The sequence below is a fragment of the Pseudomonas wenzhouensis genome (assembly GCF_021029445.1).
In the GTDB taxonomy this organism is placed as follows: domain Bacteria; phylum Pseudomonadota; class Gammaproteobacteria; order Pseudomonadales; family Pseudomonadaceae; genus Aquipseudomonas; species Aquipseudomonas wenzhouensis.
In genome coordinates this window covers 43,442-64,597 of the sequence record NZ_CP072610.1, presented here as the reverse complement: position 1 = coordinate 64,597, position 21,156 = coordinate 43,442, and the positions used below count along the sequence as shown (strand labels likewise).

The following is a 21,156-nucleotide window of genomic DNA, read 5'->3' as shown; positions in this document are numbered from 1 at the left end:
TGAGATCACATCCGGGCTGCGCGGCAGAGGCCGCATGAAAAAGGGCGACTCATCGAGTCGCCCTTTTCTGCATCAGCGCCGGTTCACTGCCTGGCCTGCAGATTCCACTCGGCCAGCTTCTGCTGCTTGTAGCTCAGCGCTGCAGCCGGCACCGGGGTGACCTTGCCGGTTTCCATCCAGCGCTTGAGGCGGTTGGCGTCGGCCATGTGGGTGTACTTGCCAAAGGCGCCGAGTACCACGAAGGCCACCGGGCGGTTGGCGATGGTGGTGGCCATCACCAGGCAGCGGCCGGCGGCATTGGTGAAGCCGGTCTTGCTCAGGTCGATGCTCCAGTCGGGCTTGCGCACCAGGGCGTTGGTGTTACGAAAACCCAGGGTGTAGTTGGGTTTGCGGAAGGCAATGGTGGCTTCGGAGTCGGTGCTGAACTGGTGAATCAGCGGATACTGGTTGGCGGCTTTGACCATCAGCGCCAGATCACGCGCCGTGGCGACGTTCCGCTCGGACAGGCCGGTGGGCTCGACGAAGTGGCTATTGCGCATGCCCAGCGCCCTGGCCTTGGCATTCATCGCTGCGACGAATGCCGCGTGGCCGCCCGGATAGTGGTGCGCGAGGCTGGCAGCGGCGCGGTTCTCTGAGGACATCAGCGCCAGGTGCAGCATTTCGCGGCGGGTGATTTCGCTGCCGATGCGCACGCGGGAGAACACGCCTTGCATTTCCTGGGTGTCGCGTATGGTGATCGGCAGCCGCTCATCCAGCGGCAGCTTGGCGTCGAGCACCACCATGGCGGTCATCAGCTTGGTCACCGAGGCCACCGGCAGGCGCAGATCCGGGTTGCTGGAGTAGAGTTCCTGGCCGGTTTTCAGGTCGATCAGCAATGCACTGCCAGCGGCCAGTTCCTGCTTCGCCTGGGTCGGGGCGGCCTGAAGGTTCGAAACAACAAGGCTACCGCACAGCAGCAGGCCCAAAATCGAATGACGCAGTCTCACGGTTCATTTCACCGGTTGGAGTGTGGGAGTGCTGTCAGGCATGCAGCGATGACGACCTGAACAGCGACGCTCAGTATAAGGATCACGTCTGGCTATTGCAGTATGGCGCGCTCGGACGGTTATTGCGCGCAGAGAGGGTTATAGTCCTGTGCGGCGTTCATCCGCGCCGGGTAGCGCTCCAGGCGCGGGCCTGCGGCGCTTGCACTTCATCAATACGGACGAGTCAAACACGCCTGCCATGCACTTACCCGAGCTTCAGAGCCTGCTACCGTTTCTCCGCTGGTTGCCTGACACTGGCCGCAAGACCCTCGGCAACGACCTGCTGGTGGGCCTGGCCGGTGCCATCCTGGCCCTGCCGCAATCGCTGGCCTACGCACTGATTGCCGGCCTGCCCGCCGAATACGGCCTGTACGCCGCCATCGTGCCGGTGATCATCGCCTGCCTGTGGGGCTCGTCCTGGCACCTGATCTGCGGGCCGACAGCGGCTATCTCCATCGTCCTGTTCACCAGTGTCACGCCCATGGCGCGTATCGGCAGCGACGAGTTCATCGCGTTGATCCTGCTGCTGACCTTTCTCGCCGGGCTGTTTCAGTGGCTGCTGGGCCTGCTGCGTTTCGGCGCGCTGGTGAACTTCGTCTCGCAGTCGGTGGTGCTCGGTTTCACCCTGGGCGCGGCGCTGGTGATCGCCATCGGCCAGATGCCCAATCTGCTCGGCGTCGAGGTCGCCAACCAACCCACGGCCCTGACCAGCCTGCTGCTGATCGGCCAGCACCTGCCCGAAGCGCACTGGCCCAGCGTTGCCCTGGCCGCTCTGACCCTGCTGCTGAGCCTGACTGTGCGCAAGTGCTGGCCAAAGGCCCCCGCACTGCTGATCGGCCTGGTCTGCGGCAGTCTGCTGGCGTGGCTATTACCGGCACGTTTCACCGCTGACATCGCCCTGGTGGCACCGTTCGAAGGAGGCCTGCCGCCTTTGACCATGCTGAGTTTCGACCTCGACGACGTGCTGCGCCTGCTACCGGCAGCGGTGGCCTGCGGCATGCTCGGGCTGGTCACCAGCCTGTCCATCGCCCGCGCGCTGGCAGTGAAGTCACACCAGTTCCTCGACGCCAACCAGGAGGTGCGCGCCCAGGGTCTGTCGAACATGCTCGGGCCGTGGTTCTCTGCCTCGCTGTCAGCCGGCTCCTTCACCCGCTCGGCGCTGAACCTGCAGGCTGGCGCGCGTACGCCGTTGGCCGGGGTGTTCTCGGCGCTGCTGGTGGCGCTGTTCGCGGTGTTCGGCGCAGCGCTGCTGACGCATATCCCGCTGCCGGTGATGGCGGCCGGCATCCTGCTGATCTGTTGGGGGCTGGTGGATCTGCCGGCGATTGGCGCGCTGCGCCGGGTCAGCCGCGCCGAGTTCATGGTGATGTTGCTGACCTTCACCGCCACCCTGGTGCTGGAGTTGCAGACGGCGATCTACGCCGGCGTGCTGGCCTCGCTGTTCTTCTACCTCAAGCGTACCTCGCAACCGCGCGTGCGCCTGTGGCAGGACGGTGAGGATGAGGTGCTGCGCATCGACGGCTCGATCTTCTTCGGCGCCTGCCAGTACATCCAGCAACTACTGCAGCGCAGCCGTGGTCGGCGCCTGGTGATCGATGCACGGCACATCAACTTCATCGACTACGCCGGGGTAGCGATGCTGCATCAGGAGGCGCGCCGTCTGCAGGCGCTCAAGCGCAGCCTGGTGCTGCGCCAGGCGCGCCCGCAGGTGGTGGAGGAAATCCTCAAGCTGGAAGGTGCCGAGCACTGCCCGGTCGTGTTCGAAGAGTGAGTCAGGCTGCGACAGCGGTCTGCTGGCGCTACTGACGAAAGAACTCCCCGGGTGTTGCACCGAACTGATGGCGAAAGGCGGCGATAAAGGCCGACAGCGAGTCGTAACCACAGGCCAGCGCCACGTCGGTGACGCGCTCGCCCTGTTCCAGCGGGGTCAGCGCATCGAGCAGGCGCTGGCGCTGGCGCCAGGCGCGAAAGCTCAGGCCGGTTTCACGCAGGAACAGCCGACTCAGGGTCTTTTCCGAGACACCCAGGCGTTCCCCCCAGGCACTCAGGCCGAGCTGGCGCAGGTTGGCATCCTCCAATCCCTGGCAGACTTCGCGCAGGCGTGCGTCTTGCGCAAGCGGCAACATCAATGCCACTTCCGGTGCTGCCTGCAGCTCATCGAGCAACACCGCAGCCAGGCGGCCCGGCGCAGCCTGCTCGTCATACTCGGCCGGCAGGGCGCTGAAGCGGCGGATCAGTTCGCGCAGCAGCGGGCTGACTGCCAGCACGCGGCATTCGCCCGGCCCCCAGGGCACGGCGCTGCTGTCGATGTAGAGGCTGCGCATTTCGGTACGCGGTGAGCTGAAGACCCGATGCTCGACCCCCGCCGGTACCCATACCGCACGCTGCGGCGGGGCGACGAAACGGGCGCCGGCAGTCTGCACCTCGAGCACGCCGGCGATGGCGTAGGACAGCTGCACCCAGGGGTGCGTGTGGCGAAAGGTCAGCGCCCGGTTGGTCAGCGACTCGACCCGGCCATAGAGCGGCCGGGGCAGGCTGGGCAGCTCGGGCAGGCTACGGTAGACGGTGGCAGGATGTCTGTTTATCGACACTAGCTGGCTCTTTGGCGTTAGCCGGAAATTTTCACCGACGATAGTCTGGCGGCCTCCTGTATCGCAAGTCCGAGATTCGCCATGTTCCTGCGCCGTCTGCTGCCCGACAATTTCACCCTGACCCTGCTCGCCGTGGTGCTCGCCGCCACGCTGCTGCCTGCCCGCGGTCAGGCTGCGACGATCTTCGAGTGGATCACCAACCTGGCCATCGCCCTGCTGTTTTTCATGCATGGCGCCAAGCTGTCGCGCCAGACGATTCTTGCCGGCGCCGGGCACTGGCGCCTGCACCTGTTGGTGTTCGCCTGCACCTTCGTGCTGTTCCCGCTGCTCGGCCTGGCATTGCGTCCGCTGCTGGAGCCGTTGCTGGGGACGGAGCTGTTCATGGGCATGCTGTACCTGTGTGCCCTGCCGGCCACCGTGCAGTCGGCCATTGCCTTCACCTCGCTGGCGCGCGGCAATATCCCGGCGGCGATCTGCAGCGCGGCGGCGTCCAGCCTGCTTGGCATCTTCGTCACCCCCTTGCTGGTGGCGCTGCTGATGGGCGTGGAGGGCGACAACGGCTCGACCCTCGATGCCATTGGCAAGATCAGCCTGCAGCTGCTGCTGCCGTTCGTCCTCGGCCAGATCGCCCAGCGCTGGATCGGCGGCTGGGTCAACCAGAACAAGAGCTGGCTGAAATACGTCGACCAGAGCTCGATTCTGCTGGTGGTCTACACCGCCTTCAGCGCAGCGGTAATCGGCGGGCTGTGGCAGCAGGTGCCGCTCACCACCCTGCTGGCCGTGACCTTCGCCTGCTGCCTGTTGCTGGCTCTGGCTCTGCTGCTGACTCACCTGCTCGGGAAATGGCTGGGCTTCAGTCTCGAAGACCGCATCACCATCCTCTTCTGCGGCTCGAAGAAGAGCTTGGCCACCGGCGTGCCTATGGCCCAGGTGCTGTTCGCCAGTAGCAGCATCGGCATGCTGATCCTGCCGCTGATGCTGTTTCACCAGATCCAGCTGATGGTGTGCGCGGTGCTCGCGCAGCGTTATGCCAAGCGTGAGGACGCGTCGCAGATCGCCGTCGTGCGATAGACGGGGCTTGCTTGGACGATAAATAACTGTATTTTTATACAGTATATTTTGGAGTCCGAGCATGTCTGCCAGCCTGCCGCCACGTGGCCGTGGCACCGCCAGCAATCCACACAACCGCTATGCGCCGACCCGTTCGGAGCGCGAAGACGACGGCTGGTATCAGGACGCAACCCCGCCGAGCCGCGCCACCGAAGTGCGCAAGGAGCAGGCCAAGACGGCGATCACCCGCAACCACTCGCCGGATGTCGGCTTCGACCGCTCGGTGAACCCTTACCGGGGCTGCGAGCATGGCTGCATCTACTGCTTCGCCCGCCCCACGCATGCCTACTGGGACATGTCGCCAGGCATCGACTTCGAAACCCGCCTGATCGCCAAGACCAACCTGGCCGAGCGTCTTGAAGAGCAATTGCAGAAACCCGGCTACGTACCCCAGCCCATCGCCCTGGGCATCAATACCGATGCCTACCAGCCGATCGAGCGCGAACAGCGCCTGACCCGCCAGGCGCTGGAGATCCTGCTGCGCTACCGGCACCCGCTGAGCATCATCACCAAGGGTTCGCTGATCCTGCGTGACCTCGACCTGCTCAGCGAGCTGGCCAGGCATAACCTGGTCAGCGTGGCCTTCAGCCTGACCACTCTGGACGATGAGCTGAAGCGCATCATGGAGCCACGCACGGCCGCTCCAGCGGCGCGTCTGCGAGCCATGCGCACGCTGCATGAGGCTGGCGTGCCGGTCAGCGTGATGTGCGCGCCGATGATTCCGATGATCAACGACATGGAGCTGGAAGCGCTGCTCGAAGCAGCGGCCGATGCGGGGGCGCGCTCGGCCGGTTACGTGCTGTTGCGTCTGCCGTTGGAGATTGCCGAGCTGTTCGAGCAATGGCTGCGGGTGCACTTTCCCGAACGTGCCGAACATGTGCTGAGCCTGATTTGCCAGAGCCGGGGCGGCAAGCACTACGACAGCCGCTTCGGCAGCCGCATGCGTGGCGAGGGCCAGTTCGCCGAGCTGCTGGCTCAGCGTTTTCGCCTGGCCCGGCGCAGGTTTGGTCTGGATCAACGCGAGCGCGTGGTGCTGGACTGCTCGCAGTTCTGCCCGCCAGGTGGGCAATTGAGCCTGTTGTGAACATCCGCCGTGTGATGATTGTCCGTAGTCCGGTACGCACTGCACCGGTTGTCGCGTCATCTGCGTAACACGAGACATTGGCATGTGACTCGCATAGCCTGACGACAGTCGTTCTAGCAGCATTTTTCAGGTTCATTGAGGTTCAGAGCATGCCTTACAAACACCAGGCGATTCCGCTGCATACCCATGAGGGCAACGAAACCGCCGAGCAGGCCCTGCACAGCATCGTCGATGGCTTCAAGCGCTTTCGCCACGAGGTCTTCCCGCAGCAGGAAGAGCTGTTCAAGAAGCTGGCCACCGCTCAGAACCCGCGTGCCATGTTCATCACCTGCGCCGACTCGCGCGTGGTGCCGGAGCTGATCACCCAGAGCTCGCCGGGCGACCTGTTCGTCAACCGTAACGTCGGCAACGTGGTGCCGGCCTATGGGCAGATGATGGGTGGCGTTTCCACCGCCATCGAATATGCGGTGATGGCCCTTGGCGTGCAGCACATCGTCATCTGCGGTCACTCCGACTGCGGCGCGATGAAGGCGGTGCTCAATCCGGCTTCGCTGGAAACCATGCCCACGGTCAAGGCCTGGCTGCGCCATGCCGAAGTGGCGCGTACCGTGGTGGCGGAGAACTGCAACTGCGGCAACGATCAGGAAGCCCTGGCCGTGCTCACCGAAGAGAACGTGGTGGCTCAGCTCGATCACCTGCGCACCCACCCTTCGGTGGCGGCCAAGCTGGCGCGTGGTCAACTGTTCATCCATGGCTGGGTGTATGACATCGAAAGCAGTCAGATCCGCGCCTACGATGCCGAGCTGGGCAGCTTCCTGCCGCTCGATGGCGACAAGGTGCCGATGGCCACGCCGCGTGCGCGCTATCCGCAGGGCTGATACACAAGCTCGCGGCTAAAGCCCCTCCCACGGTCAAGGTGGGTCTTGTGGGAGGGGCTTTAGGCTCGGGCATCCTGCTTCGCTCTACCTCCTGCATCCATGCAGTCGTAGCCGCGATGTTCCATATGGGCTGCACGGCCCAGACGGCTCAGCCCGCCCTAGCTTGCTTCAGAAGCGTTCCCCGCGCAGCACTTCTACCTGCGCCAGGTAGCAGACCATGGCGAAGTGATCGTAGTAGCGCACCTGCAGATGTTCGGCGATGCGCTCGGCCAGTTCGCGGTTGCAGATGATTTCCAGGCGGATGTTGCCTTCAGTGTCCCAGCCGGCGCTGCGCACGCCACGGTGCCCGCGACCACGGGCGTCGGAGATGGTCCAGCCGGGTGCGCCGAGCGTTTCCAGATCGGCCAGCAAACGCTTCTCCAGCGCTGCCTCGCAGATCACGGTGAGCAGGGTACGGGTGTGTACGTTCATCTCAGAGCCCCCAGGCGATCAGTTGTTCGGCCAGTGCCAGATACAGCGGAATGCCGATCAGGATATTGAAAGGGAAGGTGATGCCCAGCGAAGCCGTCAGTGACAGCGACGGGTTGGCCTCGGGCAAGGCCAGGCGCATGGCTGCCGGCACGGCGATGTACGAGGCCGATGCCGCCAGGGTGGCCAGCGTTGCCGTGCCGCCCAGGCTCAGGCCCATGAAGCGCGCCAGCAGGGCGCCGATCAGCGCACCGAGCAGCGGCATCAGCAGGGCGAAGGCGGCCAGGCGCACGCCAAATTGCTTCAGGGCACCGAGCTGACCCGAGGCGATCAGGCCCATCTCCAGCAGGAAGAACGCCAGTACCGGCTTGAACATGCTGGTGTAGAGCGGCTCCAGCGGCTTGATCGCTTCCTTGCCGGCGATGGCACCGATCACCAGGCCGCCGAGCAACAGCATGATGCTCTTGCCAAGGAAGATCTCGCGGCCCAGCTCGCCCCAGTGGGTATCGCGCGAAATGCCCTTGGCCAGGATGATGCCGATGAGGATTGCAGGAATTTCCAGAATCGCCACGAACAGCGGCATGTAGCTTTCGAACTCGACGCCCTTGGCCAGCAAGTAAGCCACCACCACGGCGAAGGTGCCGGCGCTCACCGAGCCATAGTGCGCAGCCACTGCCGCCGCGTTGATGCGGTCGAAGCGCAGGCCGCGCAGCAGACCGAAAGCCAGAATCGGCAGGAGAATGCCCAGTGCCAGCACCAGCCCGGCCTGACCGAGCAATTGCACGCTGGCTTGTTCGGCCAGCTCTACACCGCCGTGCAGGCCGATGGCCAGCAGCAGAATGATCGACAGGGTTTCATACAGCGCTGCCGGCAGCTTCAGCTCACTCTTGAGCAAGCCGGCAACCAGGCCGAAGACGAAGAACAGCACCACCGGATCAAGGCCCACTTGGACTCACCTCCATCTGTTGCGTTGGATAGACAGAACGCTCAGATTGACGCGCGATTCTGGCGTTTGGCCACTCATGCCGCGAAGGAAAGGGCCATGCCCCGGCACAGGACGGTGCTGATCGACCTGCTTTGCCTCGCCATGGCGGCGCAGCACCGGAGCATGACCGGAAAACGTAGGACGCGCCGGCACCTGCCTGCAAAGAAAAGGCGCCTGGCGGCCTGTTAAGCGTCGACGCTGTGCATGCGTAGGAGCGGCGCCCCGCCGCAAACCGGGGCGATGCTCGACTGACAAGCTTCGCCCCGGGGCGGGGCTCTTACGAAAGGCCGTGAGCATCATTAGTCTCGCGGCTCGCCCTATGGCGCCTCATGCGAGACGCCTGTGAATAAAAAAGGAGCCCGGGTTACGCCCCGTCAAACTTGCCCATCCAACAGGCCGGGCTCCTGAGGTTAACCTTCGATTTCCACCAGCACTTCGCCCGGATTGACGCGATCGCCCTTGGCCACATGCACGGCCGTGACGGTACCGGCAATCGGCGCTTGCACTTCGGTTTCCATCTTCATCGCTTCGGTGATCAGTACCGCCTGACCCGCCTTGACCGTATCCCCTTGCTTGACCAGCACATCGACGATGTTGCCCGGCATGGTGGTGGACACGTCGCCCGGTGCGCCGGCCTGCTTGCGCTTGCCGCCGGCGCCTGCGACGAACTCGTTGAGCGGCTCGAACACCACTTCTTCCGGCATGCCGTCGATGGACAGGTAGAAGTGGCGCTTGCCGTCGCCCTTGACGCCGACGCCGGTGATATCGACGCGGTAGCTTTCGCCATGCACGTCGACCACGAACTCGGTCGGTACGCCTTCACCACCTACCGGTGCCGAACCCTGGCCCGTGGGCGCCGGCAACAGCGCCTCCGGTTTGAGGGTGCCAGCGGCGCGTTCTTCGAGGAACTTGCGCCCGATATCGGGGAACATGGCGAAGGTCAGTACGTCCTCTTCGCATTGGGCCAGGCTGCCGATTTCTTCACGCAGGCGCGCCAGTTCGGGCTTGAGCAGATCGGCCGGGCGCACGTCGATGACTTCCTCGCTGCCGATGGCGCGAAAGCGCAGGTGCTCGTCGATCTGGCCCGGCGCCTTGCCGTAGCGGCCTTGCAGGTAGAGCTTCACCTCGTTGGTGATGGTCTTGTAGCGCTCGCCGGCCAGCACGTTGAAGAACGCCTGGGTGCCGACGATCTGCGAAGTGGGTGTGACCAGCGGCGGGAAGCCGAGGTCGGCACGCACGCGCGGAATCTCTTCCAGCACTTCGTTCATGCGGTTCAGTGCGCCCTGCTCCTTGAGCTGGTTGGCCAGGTTGGAAATCATCCCGCCCGGCACCTGGTTGACCTGCACGCGGGTGTCCACGCCGGTGAACTCGCTCTCGAACTGGTGGTACTTCTTGCGCACGGCGTGGAAGTACATGCCGATTTCCTGGATCAGCTGCAGATCCAGGCCGGTGTCATAAGGGCTGCCCTTGAGCGCGGCGACCATCGACTCGGTACCCGGATGGCTGGTGCCCCAGGCCAGGCTGGAGATGGCCGTGTCGATATGATCGGCACCGGCTTCGATGGCCTTGAGCTGGCACATCGAGCCAAGCCCGGCGGTGTCGTGGCTGTGGATGAACACCGGCAGATCCACTTCACTCTTCAGCGCCTTGACCAGCTCGAAGGTGGCATAGGGCGTGAGCAGACCGGCCATGTCCTTGATGGCGATGGAGTCGATGCCCATTGCCTGCATGGCCTTGGCCTGCGCAACGAAGGCCGCGGTGGTGTGCACCGGGCTGGTGGTGTAGGCGATGGTGCCCTGGGCATGCTTGCCGGCAGCCTTGACTGCCTCGATGGCCACGAGCAGGTTTCGCACGTCGTTCATCGCGTCGAAAATGCGGAACACATCGATGCCATTGACCGCCGCCTTGGCCACGAACGCCCTGACCACGTCATCGCTGTAGTGGCGGTAGCCGAGCAGGTTCTGCCCGCGCAGGAGCATCTGCAGGCGGGTGTTGGGCAGTGCGGCCTTGAGCTGGCGCAGGCGCTCCCACGGATCTTCCTTGAGGAAGCGCACGCAGGCATCGAAGGTGGCGCCGCCCCAGACTTCCAGCGACCAGTAGCCGACGCGGTCGAGCTTGTCGCAGATCGGCAGCATGTCCTCGGTGCGCATGCGCGTGGCCAGCAGAGACTGGTGGGCATCGCGCAGGACGGTATCGGTAACGGTGATCTTCTTGTTCATCTTGCTCTCCTGTAGCCCGGATGCCATCCGGGGCCGCAGCATCCCGGATTTCATCCGGGCTACGATTCGTTAGAGTCCCGCGTGGGCGGCAATGGCGGTCGCGATGGCGATGGCCAGGTGCGACGGGTTGCGCTTGATCGAATACTGGGTCAGTTCCGGGTGCGCCTCGACGAAGCTGGTGTTGAACTGGCCGCTACGGAACTCGCCGTTGCGCAGGATTTCCTGGTAGTACGCGGCGGTGGTCTTCACCCCCTGCACACGCATGTCATCCAGCGCGCGCAGCCCGCGATCCAGCGCCTCTTCCCAGGTCAGCGCCCAGACGATCAGCTTCAGGCACATCGAGTCGTAATACGGCGGAATGGTGTAGCCGGTGTAGATCGCCGTGTCGGTGCGCACGCCGGGGCCGCCGGGCGCGTAGTAACGGGTGATCTTGCCGAACGAGGGCAGGAAGTTGTTCTTCGGGTCTTCGGCATTGATACGGAACTGCAGGGCATATCCACGGTGGATGATGTCCTCCTGCTTGACCGACAGTGGCTGGCCGCTGGCGATGCGGATCTGCTCACGCACGATATCGATGCCGGTGATTTCCTCGGTGATGGTGTGTTCCACCTGCACCCGGGTGTTCATCTCCATGAAGTACACCTCGCCCTCGGCGAGCAGGAACTCCACGGTGCCGGCATTCTCATAGCCCACGGCCTGCGCGGCGCGCACGGCCAGGTCGCCGATATAGGCGCGCTGCTCGGGGGTCAGCTGCGGGCTTGGGGCAATCTCGATGAGCTTCTGGTTGCGGCGCTGGATCGAGCAGTCGCGCTCATACAGGTGCACGGTGTTGCCGAAGCTGTCGGCGAGAATCTGCGCCTCGATGTGCTTCGGGTTGACGATGCATTTTTCCAGGAAGACTTCCGCGCTGCCGAAGGCCTTGGTCGCCTCGGAGATGACCCGTGGATAGGCTTGCTCCAGCTCGGCGCGCGAGTTGCAGCGGCGAATCCCGCGACCGCCACCACCGGAGGTGGCCTTGAGCATCACCGGATAACCGATGCGCTCGGCTTCACGCAGGGCTTCGGCCAGGTCGGCGACGTTGCCTTCGGTGCCGGGCGTGCAGGGGACGCCAGCGGCCATCATGCTGCGGCGCGCTTCGGTCTTGTCGCCCATGCGGCGGATGACTTCGGCGCTTGGACCGATGAACTTGACCCCGCGTTCGGCGCAGATTTCCGCCAGTTCGGCGTTTTCGGAGAGGAAGCCATAGCCGGGATGCAGCGCGTCGCAGCCGGTTTCCACCGCCAGGTTGACCAGCTTGCGCGGGTTCAGATAGCCGGCCAGCGGGTCTTCGCCAATGCTGTGCGCCTCGTCGGCACGCTTGACGTGCAGGGCATGGCGATCGGCGTCGGAATAAATTGCCACCGAGCGAATACCCATCTCGGCACAGGCCCGCACGATGCGGACGGCAATCTCACCACGGTTGGCGATCAGTATTTTTCTTATCACGATCCAATCCTCAGCGCAGAGCTGCAAGGCTCGCTGCAACAGTTGGTTGCAAAGCTGGTGAAACCCTATCCGGCTATACGAATTAACAAAAATGAATAATTATTTGATCGTGCATAAGTAATTACTTATGAATTGACCGAGAGAGGACGAAGCCGTGCGTAAAACCCTGCTGCGCATGACCCTGCGCCAGCTGCAGGTGTTCCGTGCCGTGTGCGAACACGGCTCCTACAGCCGCGCCGCCGAGGAGATGGCGCTGACCCAGCCGGCCGTGAGCCTGCAGATTCGCCAGTTGGAGGAATTGGTCGGCCAGCCGCTGTTCGAGTACGTCGGCAAGAAGCTCTACCTGACCGACGCCGCCGAAGCATTGCGCCGCGCCAGCAGCGATATCTTCGGTCGCCTGGAAAGCCTGGACATGCAGTTGTCTGACTTGCAGGGCTCGCTGCAGGGGCAGCTCAATCTGTGTGTGGAATCCAGCGCCAAGTATTTCATTCCCCACCTGTTCGCTGAATTTCGCCGTCAATACCCGGAAATAAGCCTGAACCTGACGGTGGTCAATCACGCGCTGGTGGTGCGCCGCCTGACCCAGAGCCGTGATGACCTGATGATCATGAGTCAGGTGCCGCAGGACATGGCCCTGGATTTCATGCCCTTTCTCGAAAATCCGATCATCGCCGTGGCGCCGCCGGATCACCCTTTGTGCGAGGCGGACAGCCTGCAACTGCAGGACCTGACCACCTATCCCCTGCTGATTCGCGAAAGCGGCTCGGGCACCCGCCGCGCCAGTGAGGAGTACTGCCACCAGAAGCGTGCACACTTCCCGCAGACCCTGGAGATCGGCTCGCTTGAATCACAGCGCGAAGCGGTACTGGCCGGCCTTGGCATCGCCCTGTTGCCCAGGCATGCCGTGCGTCTGGAGCTTCAGCTCGGCTTGCTGCGTGAACTGCCGGTGGTCGAGTTGCCGCTGCAACGCAGCTGGTGCGTGGTGAATATTCGCGGCAGGCGCTTGTCGCCCGTGGCGCAGGCGTTCGTCGACTTCATCCGCAACGAACGTGCGGCCATCGTCAGGCTTGGCGAGCGTTTCCAGAACGGCCCTGGCTGAACGAATCAGGCCGCGCTGCGCTGCCCGTCGACCAGGTAGCCACCCGGAATCAGCTCGGGGAAGTCCGCCAGCTCACGTTGCAACTGGCACTGCTCGGCGTAGTGCTCGATGGCCCGGCGGTAGGCCATGCGCCGTTGATCCTGCAGTTTGCGGCGGGTCTTGGCGTCGGGTTGGTCGTGCAGGTGCGCGTCATTGAAGATACGAGGCATCGCGGTTCTCCCGGAACGAGGACTGGAGGTCTCAGCTTGCTCCGGGCAGATGACGCTTTGACGGCGACGGCATGAACAGCCGGTTAAATCGCCTCAGTCCTCGTTGTTACGCAGCGATTTGGGTGACAGGCGCAAGCTGCGCAGGCTGCGTTTGACGCTCTTGAGGTGGTTGACCAGGCTCGGCCCGCGCGCCATGGCCACGCCCATGGCCAGCACATCGATCACCACCAGGTGGGCGATGCGCGAGGTCAGCGGGGTGTAGATCTCGGTGTCTTCCTGTACGTCGATGGCCAGGTTGACGGTCGACAGCTCGGCCAGTGGCGTCTGGCTCGGGCACAGGGTAATCAGGCTGGCGCCGGATTCACGCACCAGGTTGGCCGTGATCAGCAGATCCTTGGAGCGCCCGGACTGCGAGATGCATACCGCCACGTCGCCAGGCTGCAGGGTCACCGCGCTCATCGCCTGCATGTGCGGATCGGAATAGGCGGCGGCGTTGAGCAGCAGACGGAAGAATTTGTGCTGGGCATCGGCTGCCACCGCTCCGGACGCGCCGAAGCCATAAAACTCGACGCGTTGCGCGTTGGCACAGGCGGCGATGGCACGCTCCAGCGCTTGCGGGTCGAGCTTCTCGCGCACCTCCATCAGCGTATGCAGGGTGGTGTCGAAGATCTTCAGGCTGAAGTCGGCGACCGAGTCATCCTCGTGAATCGCGAACTGACCGAAGCTGGCGCCGGCAGCCAGGCTCTGCGCCAGTTTCAGTTTGAGGTCCTGGAAACCGCTGCAACCGATGGCGCGGCAGAAGCGCACGATGGTCGGTTCGCTGATGCCGACGCTGTGTGCCAGCTCGGCCATGGAACTGTGCATCACCGATGCAGGGTCGAGCAGGACGTGATCGGCCACCTTGAGCTCGGACTTGCGCAGCAGGTGGCGCGACTGGGCGATGTGTTGCAACAGATTCACGGAAATAGGCTCTATGCAGAAAAGGGTCTGGCGCGGCACTTGGCGAGTCATGGCTCGGTTATGATCGGCGGCCGGCAGTTGTAGTGACCTTGTAGTTATACTACATGGCTCGAGTTCGCGCACAGCCAGGCACCTGCCAAATAGCTGAACGAATATTTCAGGCATCGGGATTTGTCGCTCAAAACGGTTATCTTCGAGGCGACGTTCACGGCCTCTTCTCGCTGAGCACACGTCGTCTGCAATGGTCTGTTAACACGAGTCGGAGTGTTTCCCTTGAGTATTCCCTGCGACATGCTGGTTTTCGGTGGCACGGGCGACCTGGCCCTGCACAAGCTGCTGCCGGCGTTGTATCACCTGCACCGCGAAGGGCGCCTGCACGCCGATATGCGCATTCTCGCCCTGGCCCGCAGCAGCCACAGCCGCGAGTCCTACCAGGCCCTGGCCGAGCGCCACTGCCGCGCCCAGGTGGCCCGCGCCGATTTCACCAACGACAGCTGGGCCAGTTTCGCTGCACGCCTCGACTACTTCGCCATGGATGCGGCGCAGAGCGCCGATTTCGGTCGCCTGAGTAAACGTCTGGGGCGCGATGACGAGCGTGTGCGCGTCTACTACCTGGCCACCGCGCCGAGCCTGTTCGAAGCCATCGCTGCACACCTGGCCAACGCCGGTCTGGCCGGCCCGGCCGCGCGCATCGTGCTGGAAAAACCCATCGGCCACTCGCTGGAGTCGGCCCGCGCGATCAACGCTGCCATCGGCGCGGTATTCGACGAGGCGCGGGTGTTTCGCATCGACCACTACCTGGGCAAGGAAACCGTGCAGAACCTGATGGCGCTGCGTTTTGCCAACGCCCTGTTCGAGCCGGTGTGGCGCGCCGGGCATATCGACCATGTACAGATCAGCGTGTGCGAAACCCTCGGCGTGGAGAATCGCGGCGGCTACTACGACCAGGCCGGCGCCATGCGCGACATGATCCAGAACCACCTGCTGCAGTTGCTGTGCCTGGTGGCGATGGAAGCGCCGGTGCGTTTCGACGCTGAAGCGGTACGCAACGAGAAGGTGAAGATCCTCGAAGCGCTGAAACCCATCTCCGGCCTCGACGTGCAGGACAAGACCGTGCGCGGCCAGTACACCGCCGGCAAGATCGGCGGCCATGATGTGCCCGCCTATTACTTCGAGAAGAACGTCGACAACGACAGCGACACCGAAACCTTCGTCGCCGTGCAGGTGGAAATCGACAACTGGCGCTGGGCCGGCGTGCCGTTCTACCTGCGCACTGGCAAGCGCCTGGCGAAGAAGACGTCGGAGATTCTCATCCAGTTCAAGCCGGCGCCGCACCGCCTGTTCAACGATGGTCAGGCCAACCAGTTGCTGATTCGCCTGCAACCGGAGGAGCGCATCAGCCTGCAACTGATGGCCAAGAATCCCGGCAAGGGCATGCACCTCAAACCCGTGGAGCTGGATCTCAATCTGGCCAATGCCTTCAGCCAGCAGCGCCGCTGGGACGCCTACGAGCGCCTGTTGCTCGACGTGATCGACGGCGACTCGACGTTGTTCATGCGCCGCGACGAAGTCGAGGCCGCCTGGCAATGGGTCGACCCGATTTTGCAAGGCTGGCACCAGCACTACCAGAGCCCGCGTCCCTATCCGGCCGGCAGCGATGGTCCGGAGCAGCTGCAGCACTTACTGGAGCGCCACGGCCGGCACTGGGCATAGACGTGTAGCCCGGATGCAATCCGGGGGCTTTTTCAGCACCGCCCCGGCTTGCATCCGGGCTACTGACTTCAGGCGTGCTGCTTGCAGCGGCTGCCGTGCAGCACCACCAGCCCCAGTACCAGTACACCCAGCATTCCAGCGCCAAGGAATAACCCTTCATACCCCAGCGCCTCGGCCAGCATTCCGCTGCTGGCGCCGACGAAGCCGGACAACAGCACCTGCGCCGAGGCCTGCAGGGTGAAGTCGGCGCCTTCGTGTTCGGGGCGGCACATGCGCATCATTGCGGCGAACAGGGCAACGGTGGACATGCCGTCGGCCACCTGCTCGAACAGGGTCACGGCATACACCAGGCTGCTGTTGCCGCCATGGCCGACCAGCAGGGCCAGGGCGGCGATGCCGATGGCCTGCAGGGCACCAAAGAAGATCAGCGCGCGCAGCACACCGATGCGGGCGTAGAGCAGGCCACCGAGCAAGGCGCCAGCGATGCCGGCCAGGCTGCTGATCAGGGTCAGTTGGCCGAGTGCTGCCGTGCTCCAGCCCTGATCCACCAGCATCGGCTTGAGCATCGGCGAGCCCAGCGAGTCACCGAGCTTGAAGGTCAGCACCACCGCCAGCCACAGCAGCATGCCGGGCTGCGCCAGCAGGCCGCGATAGTGGTTCAGCAGCAGGCGCGGGCCGAGGGCGGTTTCTGCCTGGGTGGACTGGAAGGGCAGCACGCGGCGTTCCGGGAATAACCAGATGGGCATGGTCATCAGCAGGATCAGACCGGCCAGCACACCCAGCGCCAGGTTCCAGCCCAGTGGGTCGATCACCAGCAACAGACCGCTGCCGCTGACGAGCATGCCGACCTTGTAGCCGCCGACCTGCAGGCTGTTGCCCAGGCCACGCCAGCGCTCGGGCAGCAGGCGCACGGTGAGGCCGTCGGTGGCGATGTCCTGGGTAGAGGCCAGCAGATTGATCAGCAACAGCAAGCCGAGTAGCAGCCACAGGCCAGAGTCGAACAAGGTCTGCGGCGTCAGTAGCGCCAACGCCGCCACGCAGACGATCACGCCGCCTTGCAGCGGCAGAATCCAGCCCCGGTGATGACCCAGGCGGGCTGAGGCCAGGCGGTCGATCCAGGGCGCCCAGAGCACCTTGAGCAGCCAGGGCAGCGCCAGCAGCTTGAGCAGGCCGATCATTGCCAGGTCGACGCCATGCTGGCGCAGCAGTACCGGCAGCGAATGGGCGATCAGCCCGGAGGGCATGCCCTGTGCGCAATACAGCGAGGCCAGCAGCACCAGCGTGGTATTGGACGGGCGAGGTGCGGTGGGCGACATGGCGGGCGCTCGCGGCAAAAGCGCAAGCCTAGTGGTTTGCGCCTGCGCGCTGCAATGCGGCGCTGGTTACAGTTCGTACTCCCCGCCACGGTGGCACATGATCGATGGCGGGTGGCTGACGCGGCGCACGTCTCTATTGGCACTTGCGCGTCTGGCGTTCGCGCCTTTACGGCGCTACCGAGTGGCCGGGCTGCGCGCTATGCCTTCGGCTTTTTCAGCTTGGGATTGGGAAAGAACTGCACCGCCTGCACATTGGGGTCGGCGGCCTTGGGTTTCAGGCCGCTGACGTTGACCCGAGTGGGCAACTCCTTGGGCACCGAGTTGCCGCGTGCATCGAGGGTGTCGGCGTAGCCGCACTTGACGCATTCGCGGTGCGGCACGTCGTCGACGTTCCACATCTTGATGCTGTCGGTTTCGCTGCACGCCGGGCATACGGCGCCGGCGATGAAGCGTTTCGGCGTGCTGTTCACCAGGGCGTCGCTCATGCGGCCTCCTGGCTCAGGCCGAGGTGGCGCAGCAGGGCGTCGATGCTCGGCTCACGGCCACGGAAGTCGACGAACAGCACCATGGGTTCCTGCGAGCCGCCACGGGCGAGGATGGCCTCGCGGAAGGCACGGCCGGTGTCGGCGTTGAACACGCCTTCTTCCTCGAACTTGGAGAAGGCATCGGCGCTGAGCACTTCGGCCCACTTGTAGCTGTAGTAACCCGCCGCATAGCCACCGGCGAAGATATGCGCAAAGCCGTTGGCGAAGCGGTTATAGGCTGGCGGGCGCAGCACCGAGACCTCGGCGCGCACGCCTTCGAGCACGTCCAGCACGCTGCGGCCGTCGCCGTGGGTGGCGTGCAGCTCGAAGTCGAACTGGGAGAACTCCAGCTGGCGCACCATCATCAGCCCGGACTGGAAGTTCTTTGCCGCCAGCATCTTGTCCAGCATGGCCTGCGGCAGCGCCTCGCCGGTTTCAAAGTGGCCGGAGATCAGCGCCAGGCCTTCCGGCTCCCAGCACCAGTTCTCCATGAACTGACTGGGCAGCTCGACTGCGTCCCAGGCCACGCCGTTGATGCCCGAGGCGCCGGCATGCTCGACACGGGTCAGCAGATGATGCAGGCCATGGCCGAATTCGTGGAACAGGGTGGTGACCTCATCGTGGGTCAGCAGCGCCGGCTTGCCGCCGACCGGCGGAGTGAAGTTGCACACCAGGTTGGCCACCGGGGCGATCAGCTTGCCTTGGGCGTCGCGGCGCTTGTCGCGCGCGCCGTCCATCCAGGCGCCGCCGCGCTTGTTGGCGCGCGCGTAGAGATCGAAGAAGAAGCGGCCGACGTGCTGGCCGTTCTCCTGAATCTCGAACAGGCGTACGTCCGGGTGCCAGGTGTCGAAGTCCTTCAGTTCGCGAATCTCGATGCCGTAGAGCTTCTGCACGATGGCGAACAGGCCGGTCAGCACCTTGTCGATGGGGAACCAGGCGCGTACTTCTTCCTGGGAAATGCTGTAGCGCTGCTGACGCAGTTTCTCGCTGTAGTAGCCGACATCCCAGCTTTGCAGGTCATCCAGGCCTTGCTCAGCGGCGAAGGCTTTCAGCTCGGCCAGATCCTGCTCGGCGAACGGTTTGCTGCGCACGGCCAGGTCACGCAGGAAACTCAGCACCTGATCGGTGTTCTCGGCCATCTTGCTGGCCAGGCTCAGCTCGCTGTAATTGGCGAAACCGAGCAGGCCCGCCAGCTCCTGGCGCAGGTCGAGAATCTCGCTCATCAGCGGGCCGTTGTCGTTCTGCCCGGCATTCGGCCCCTGATCGGAGGCGCGTGTGCAGTAGGCGGCGTACACCTCTTCGCGCAGGGCGCGGTCGTCGGCGTAGGTCATCACCGCGTAGTAGCTGGGGAATTCCAGGGTGATCAGCCAGCCGTCCAGGCTTTTGGCCTCGGCCGCCTGCTTCATCTGCGCCTTGGCCGAGTCGGTCAGACCGCTCAGCAGGGCTTCGTCGGTGATGTGCTTGGTCCAGGCCTGGGTGGCGTCGAGCAGCTGGTTGGAGAACTTGCTGGTCAGCTCGGACAGGCGCATCTGGATGTCGCCGTAGCGCTTCTGCTGCTCGGCCGGCAGGTCGATGCCGCTCAGGCGAAAGTCGCGCAGGGCGTGTTCGAGGATGGTCTTTTGCGCCACGTCGAAATTGGCTGCAGCCGGGCTCTTGGCCAGCGCGTCATAGGTGTCGAACAGCGGTTTGTTCTGGCCCATTTCTGTCCAGTATTCCGATAGCTTGGGCAGGCAGGCCTCGTAGGCGGCGCGCAGCTCGGTGCTGTTGCACACCGCGTTGAGGTGGCTCACCGGGCTCCAGGCACGACCCAGGCGCGCGCCGAGTTCGTCCAGAGCCAGCACCAGGCCTTCCCAGCTCGGATTGGCCTGCTGTTGTTCGAGCAGTTTGGCGATGGCGGCGCGGCTGTCGGCCAGGATCTGGTCGACGGCGGGTTCGACGTGTTCCGGCTTGATCTGCGAGTAGGGCGGCAGGTCGAAGTCTTGCAGCAGGGGATTGTTCGCGGTCACGACGAGGCACCTGTAGCGAAGGAAGAAGGGCAACAGCCGGCAAATACCGGGGCGATTGCAGTCCATATGGGGGCCATCTTAATTACAATCAAGCTTTCCCGCAGCCCAGGAGCCTCTATCGTGGCGATTCGCAAATACCAGCAACACCTCCCGCAACTGGGTGCGCGCGTCTTCGTCGACGCTTCCGCCGTGGTCATCGGCGACGTGGAGCTGGGCGAGGACAGCTCGGTATGGCCGCTGACGGTGATTCGCGGCGACATGCACCGTATCCGCATCGGCGCGCGCACCAGCGTGCAGGACGGCAGCGTGCTGCATATCACCCACGCCGGGCCGTTCAATCCGGAGGGTTTCCCGCTGACTATCGGCGATGAAGTCACCGTCGCGCACAAGGTCACCCTGCATGGCTGCACCCTGGGCAACCGCATCCTGGTCGGCATGGGCAGCATCGTCATGGACGGCGCAGTGGTAGAAGACGAGGTGATCATCGGCGCCGGCAGCCTGGTGCCGCCGGGCAAGCGCCTGGAGAGCGGTTACCTGTACGTCGGCAGCCCGGTGAAACAGGCCCGCCCGCTGACCGACAAGGAGCGCAATTTCTTCAGCTACACGGCCGGCAACTACGTGAAACTCAAGGATCAGCACCTGGCCGAAGGGTATGACCAGTGAGCGATGCAGGTAAACGTGGGGGGTTGGAGGCTTTTCTTAGCGGCTTCTCCATGCCGCCCGCGGACTCACATTGCAGGGGAATGAGAACAAGCACAGGCGTTGGGTCGTACAGGCAATTGCCTTATCCTTGCGGCTTCCCAGTAATGCCGAAGCCTGATGCCCATGCAGCACTCCACCATTCTCTTCGACCTCGATGGCACCCTCACCGACCCGCGTGAGGGCATTACCCGTTCGGTGCAGTACGCGCTGGCCAAACTGGGTATCGACGAGCCGGATCTGACCGCGCTGGAGCACTTTATCGGCCCCCCTTTGTTGCAGTGCTTCATGAGCACCTATGCGCTGGACGAGGCCACGGGCTGGCAGGCGGTCAATTATTATCGTGAGCGTTTCCAGGTGACCGGCTTGTACGAGAATCAGGTCTTCGACGGTGTCGAGGCGTTGCTGGCGGCCTTGGTGGCGCAAGGGCGTACGCTGTATGTCGCCACCAGCAAGCCGACGGTGTTCGCCGAGGAAATTGCCCGGCACTTTGGTTTCGACCGCTATTTCAAGCGCATCTATGGCAGTGAGCTGAACGGCACGCGCAGCAATAAGGTGGAGCTGTTGGCACATGTGCTGGAGTCGGAACGGCTGGCGCCGCATTCGACGCTGATGATCGGCGACCGCAAGCATGATCTGATCGGCGCGCGCTGCAATGGCTTGCAGGCGGTGGCAGTGGGCTACGGCTTCGGTAGCCGCGAGGAGTTGCTCGGCGAGGCGCCGGACTTTCACTTCGAGACGCTGGAGCAAATGCGCCGGGCATTTCTGTCCGGCGTTTAATGCGC

At 64.0% G+C, this 21,156-nt stretch carries 19 protein-coding genes; 8 read left to right on the top strand and 11 right to left on the bottom strand.

The window, feature by feature from the left end; all coding sequences use genetic code 11:
• Nucleotides 1–83: 83 nt before the first annotated feature.
• Nucleotides 84–986: a D-alanyl-D-alanine endopeptidase gene (gene pbpG, locus J7655_RS00300; RefSeq protein WP_230926057.1), complete on the bottom strand. Its 903-nt coding sequence runs from the start codon at nt 984–986 to the stop codon at nt 84–86.
• 238 nt (nt 987–1,224) lie between these two features.
• Here pbpG and J7655_RS00295 point away from each other — a divergent pair, with 238 nt between their 5' ends.
• Nucleotides 1,225–2,796 (top strand): SulP family inorganic anion transporter, encoded by a 1,572-nt coding sequence (locus tag J7655_RS00295; RefSeq protein ID WP_230926056.1) that lies wholly within the window; start codon nt 1,225–1,227, stop codon nt 2,794–2,796.
• 28 nt (nt 2,797–2,824) lie between these two features.
• On the opposite strand, the gene J7655_RS00290 is transcribed toward J7655_RS00295, so the two are convergent.
• Complete coding sequence (locus J7655_RS00290) at nt 2,825–3,616, bottom strand: AraC family transcriptional regulator (protein WP_230926055.1); 792 nt, start codon at nt 3,614–3,616, stop codon at nt 2,825–2,827.
• Nucleotides 3,617–3,697: 81 nt separating this feature from the next.
• On the opposite strand from J7655_RS00290, the gene J7655_RS00285 reads away from it, so the two are divergent.
• The 3 genes from J7655_RS00285 to J7655_RS00275 all read left to right on the top strand — a co-directional run bounded on the left by J7655_RS00285 (nt 3,698) and on the right by J7655_RS00275 (nt 6,688).
• Nucleotides 3,698–4,687, top strand: a complete 990-nt coding sequence (locus J7655_RS00285) for a bile acid:sodium symporter family protein (RefSeq protein WP_230926054.1) — start codon at nt 3,698–3,700, stop codon at nt 4,685–4,687.
• A gap of 61 nt (nt 4,688–4,748) precedes the next feature.
• Nucleotides 4,749–5,810, top strand: a complete 1,062-nt coding sequence (locus J7655_RS00280) for a PA0069 family radical SAM protein (protein ID WP_230926053.1) — start codon at nt 4,749–4,751, stop codon at nt 5,808–5,810.
• Nucleotides 5,811–5,959: 149 nt separating this feature from the next.
• Complete coding sequence (locus J7655_RS00275; RefSeq protein ID WP_230926052.1) at nt 5,960–6,688, top strand: carbonic anhydrase; 729 nt, start codon at nt 5,960–5,962, stop codon at nt 6,686–6,688.
• 168 nt (nt 6,689–6,856) lie between these two features.
• Here J7655_RS00275 and J7655_RS00270 read toward each other — a convergent pair whose 3' ends face one another.
• The 4 genes from J7655_RS00270 to J7655_RS00255 form a co-directional block, all read right to left on the bottom strand.
• The gene (locus J7655_RS00270; protein WP_230926051.1) at nt 6,857–7,159 is read right to left on the bottom strand and encodes a P-II family nitrogen regulator; all 303 of its coding nucleotides are present in this window, start codon (nt 7,157–7,159) and stop codon (nt 6,857–6,859) included.
• Nucleotide 7,160: 1 nt separating this feature from the next.
• Complete coding sequence (locus tag J7655_RS00265; RefSeq protein ID WP_230926050.1) at nt 7,161–8,102, bottom strand: sodium-dependent bicarbonate transport family permease; 942 nt, start codon at nt 8,100–8,102, stop codon at nt 7,161–7,163.
• 449 nt (nt 8,103–8,551) lie between these two features.
• Nucleotides 8,552–10,360 (bottom strand): sodium-extruding oxaloacetate decarboxylase subunit alpha, encoded by a 1,809-nt coding sequence (gene oadA, locus J7655_RS00260; RefSeq protein WP_230926049.1) that lies wholly within the window; start codon nt 10,358–10,360, stop codon nt 8,552–8,554.
• A gap of 69 nt (nt 10,361–10,429) precedes the next feature.
• Nucleotides 10,430–11,845, bottom strand: a complete 1,416-nt coding sequence (locus J7655_RS00255; RefSeq protein ID WP_230926048.1) for an acetyl-CoA carboxylase biotin carboxylase subunit — start codon at nt 11,843–11,845, stop codon at nt 10,430–10,432.
• Nucleotides 11,846–11,999: 154 nt separating this feature from the next.
• Here J7655_RS00255 and J7655_RS00250 point away from each other — a divergent pair, with 154 nt between their 5' ends.
• The gene (locus J7655_RS00250) at nt 12,000–12,944 is read left to right on the top strand and encodes a LysR family transcriptional regulator (protein WP_275948851.1); all 945 of its coding nucleotides are present in this window, start codon (nt 12,000–12,002) and stop codon (nt 12,942–12,944) included.
• Between the two features lie 5 nt (nt 12,945–12,949).
• Here the strand turns inward: J7655_RS00250 and J7655_RS00245 are convergent, their stop codons facing one another.
• Complete coding sequence (locus J7655_RS00245) at nt 12,950–13,153, bottom strand: PA3496 family putative envelope integrity protein (RefSeq protein WP_230926047.1); 204 nt, start codon at nt 13,151–13,153, stop codon at nt 12,950–12,952.
• A 93-nt stretch (nt 13,154–13,246) separates the two neighbouring features.
• Nucleotides 13,247–14,113 carry a transcriptional regulator HexR gene (gene hexR / locus J7655_RS00240; RefSeq protein WP_230926046.1) on the bottom strand — a complete coding sequence of 289 codons (867 nt, stop codon included), beginning with the start codon at nt 14,111–14,113 and terminating at the stop codon, nt 13,247–13,249.
• Nucleotides 14,114–14,404: 291 nt separating this feature from the next.
• On the opposite strand from hexR, the gene zwf reads away from it, so the two are divergent.
• Nucleotides 14,405–15,826, top strand: coding sequence for a glucose-6-phosphate dehydrogenase (zwf, locus tag J7655_RS00235; RefSeq protein WP_230927640.1), 1,422 nt, complete (start codon nt 14,405–14,407; stop codon nt 15,824–15,826).
• 68 nt (nt 15,827–15,894) lie between these two features.
• On the opposite strand, the gene J7655_RS00230 is transcribed toward zwf, so the two are convergent.
• From J7655_RS00230 to prlC, 3 genes are all read right to left on the bottom strand, one after another.
• A complete protein-coding gene (locus J7655_RS00230; RefSeq protein WP_230926045.1) occupies nt 15,895–17,142 on the bottom strand; it encodes an MFS transporter in 1,248 nt (415 codons plus the stop codon).
• Between the two features lie 197 nt (nt 17,143–17,339).
• On the bottom strand, nt 17,340–17,627 hold the full coding sequence (locus J7655_RS00225) for a YheV family putative zinc ribbon protein (RefSeq protein ID WP_230926044.1): 288 nt from the start codon (nt 17,625–17,627) through the stop codon (nt 17,340–17,342).
• Nucleotides 17,624–19,672: an oligopeptidase A gene (prlC, locus tag J7655_RS00220; protein WP_230926043.1), complete on the bottom strand. Its 2,049-nt coding sequence runs from the start codon at nt 19,670–19,672 to the stop codon at nt 17,624–17,626. The genes J7655_RS00225 and prlC overlap by 4 nt, the downstream gene beginning before the upstream one ends.
• A gap of 120 nt (nt 19,673–19,792) precedes the next feature.
• Here prlC and J7655_RS00215 point away from each other — a divergent pair, with 120 nt between their 5' ends.
• On the top strand, nt 19,793–20,335 hold the full coding sequence (locus tag J7655_RS00215) for a gamma carbonic anhydrase family protein (protein WP_230926042.1): 543 nt from the start codon (nt 19,793–19,795) through the stop codon (nt 20,333–20,335).
• 162 nt (nt 20,336–20,497) lie between these two features.
• A complete protein-coding gene (locus J7655_RS00210; protein WP_230927639.1) occupies nt 20,498–21,151 on the top strand; it encodes an HAD family hydrolase in 654 nt (217 codons plus the stop codon).
• Nucleotides 21,152–21,156 lie beyond the last annotated feature (5 nt).

Coding starts and splice junctions, on each gene's coding strand:
- J7655_RS00225 (WP_230926044.1), bottom strand. CDS start 17,627: ATGAGCGACGCCCTGGTGAACAGCACGCCGAAACGCTTCATCGCCGGC.
- J7655_RS00245 (WP_230926047.1), bottom strand. CDS start 13,153: ATGCCTCGTATCTTCAATGACGCGCACCTGCACGACCAACCCGACGCC.
- J7655_RS00270 (WP_230926051.1), bottom strand. CDS start 7,159: ATGAACGTACACACCCGTACCCTGCTCACCGTGATCTGCGAGGCAGCG.
- zwf (WP_230927640.1), top strand. CDS start 14,405: ATGCTGGTTTTCGGTGGCACGGGCGACCTGGCCCTGCACAAGCTGCTG.
- oadA (WP_230926049.1), bottom strand. CDS start 10,360: ATGAACAAGAAGATCACCGTTACCGATACCGTCCTGCGCGATGCCCAC.
- J7655_RS00210 (WP_230927639.1), top strand. CDS start 20,498: ATGCAGCACTCCACCATTCTCTTCGACCTCGATGGCACCCTCACCGAC.
- J7655_RS00280 (WP_230926053.1), top strand. CDS start 4,749: ATGTCTGCCAGCCTGCCGCCACGTGGCCGTGGCACCGCCAGCAATCCA.
- J7655_RS00275 (WP_230926052.1), top strand. CDS start 5,960: ATGCCTTACAAACACCAGGCGATTCCGCTGCATACCCATGAGGGCAAC.
- J7655_RS00285 (WP_230926054.1), top strand. CDS start 3,698: ATGTTCCTGCGCCGTCTGCTGCCCGACAATTTCACCCTGACCCTGCTC.
- J7655_RS00230 (WP_230926045.1), bottom strand. CDS start 17,142: ATGTCGCCCACCGCACCTCGCCCGTCCAATACCACGCTGGTGCTGCTG.
- J7655_RS00295 (WP_230926056.1), top strand. CDS start 1,225: ATGCACTTACCCGAGCTTCAGAGCCTGCTACCGTTTCTCCGCTGGTTG.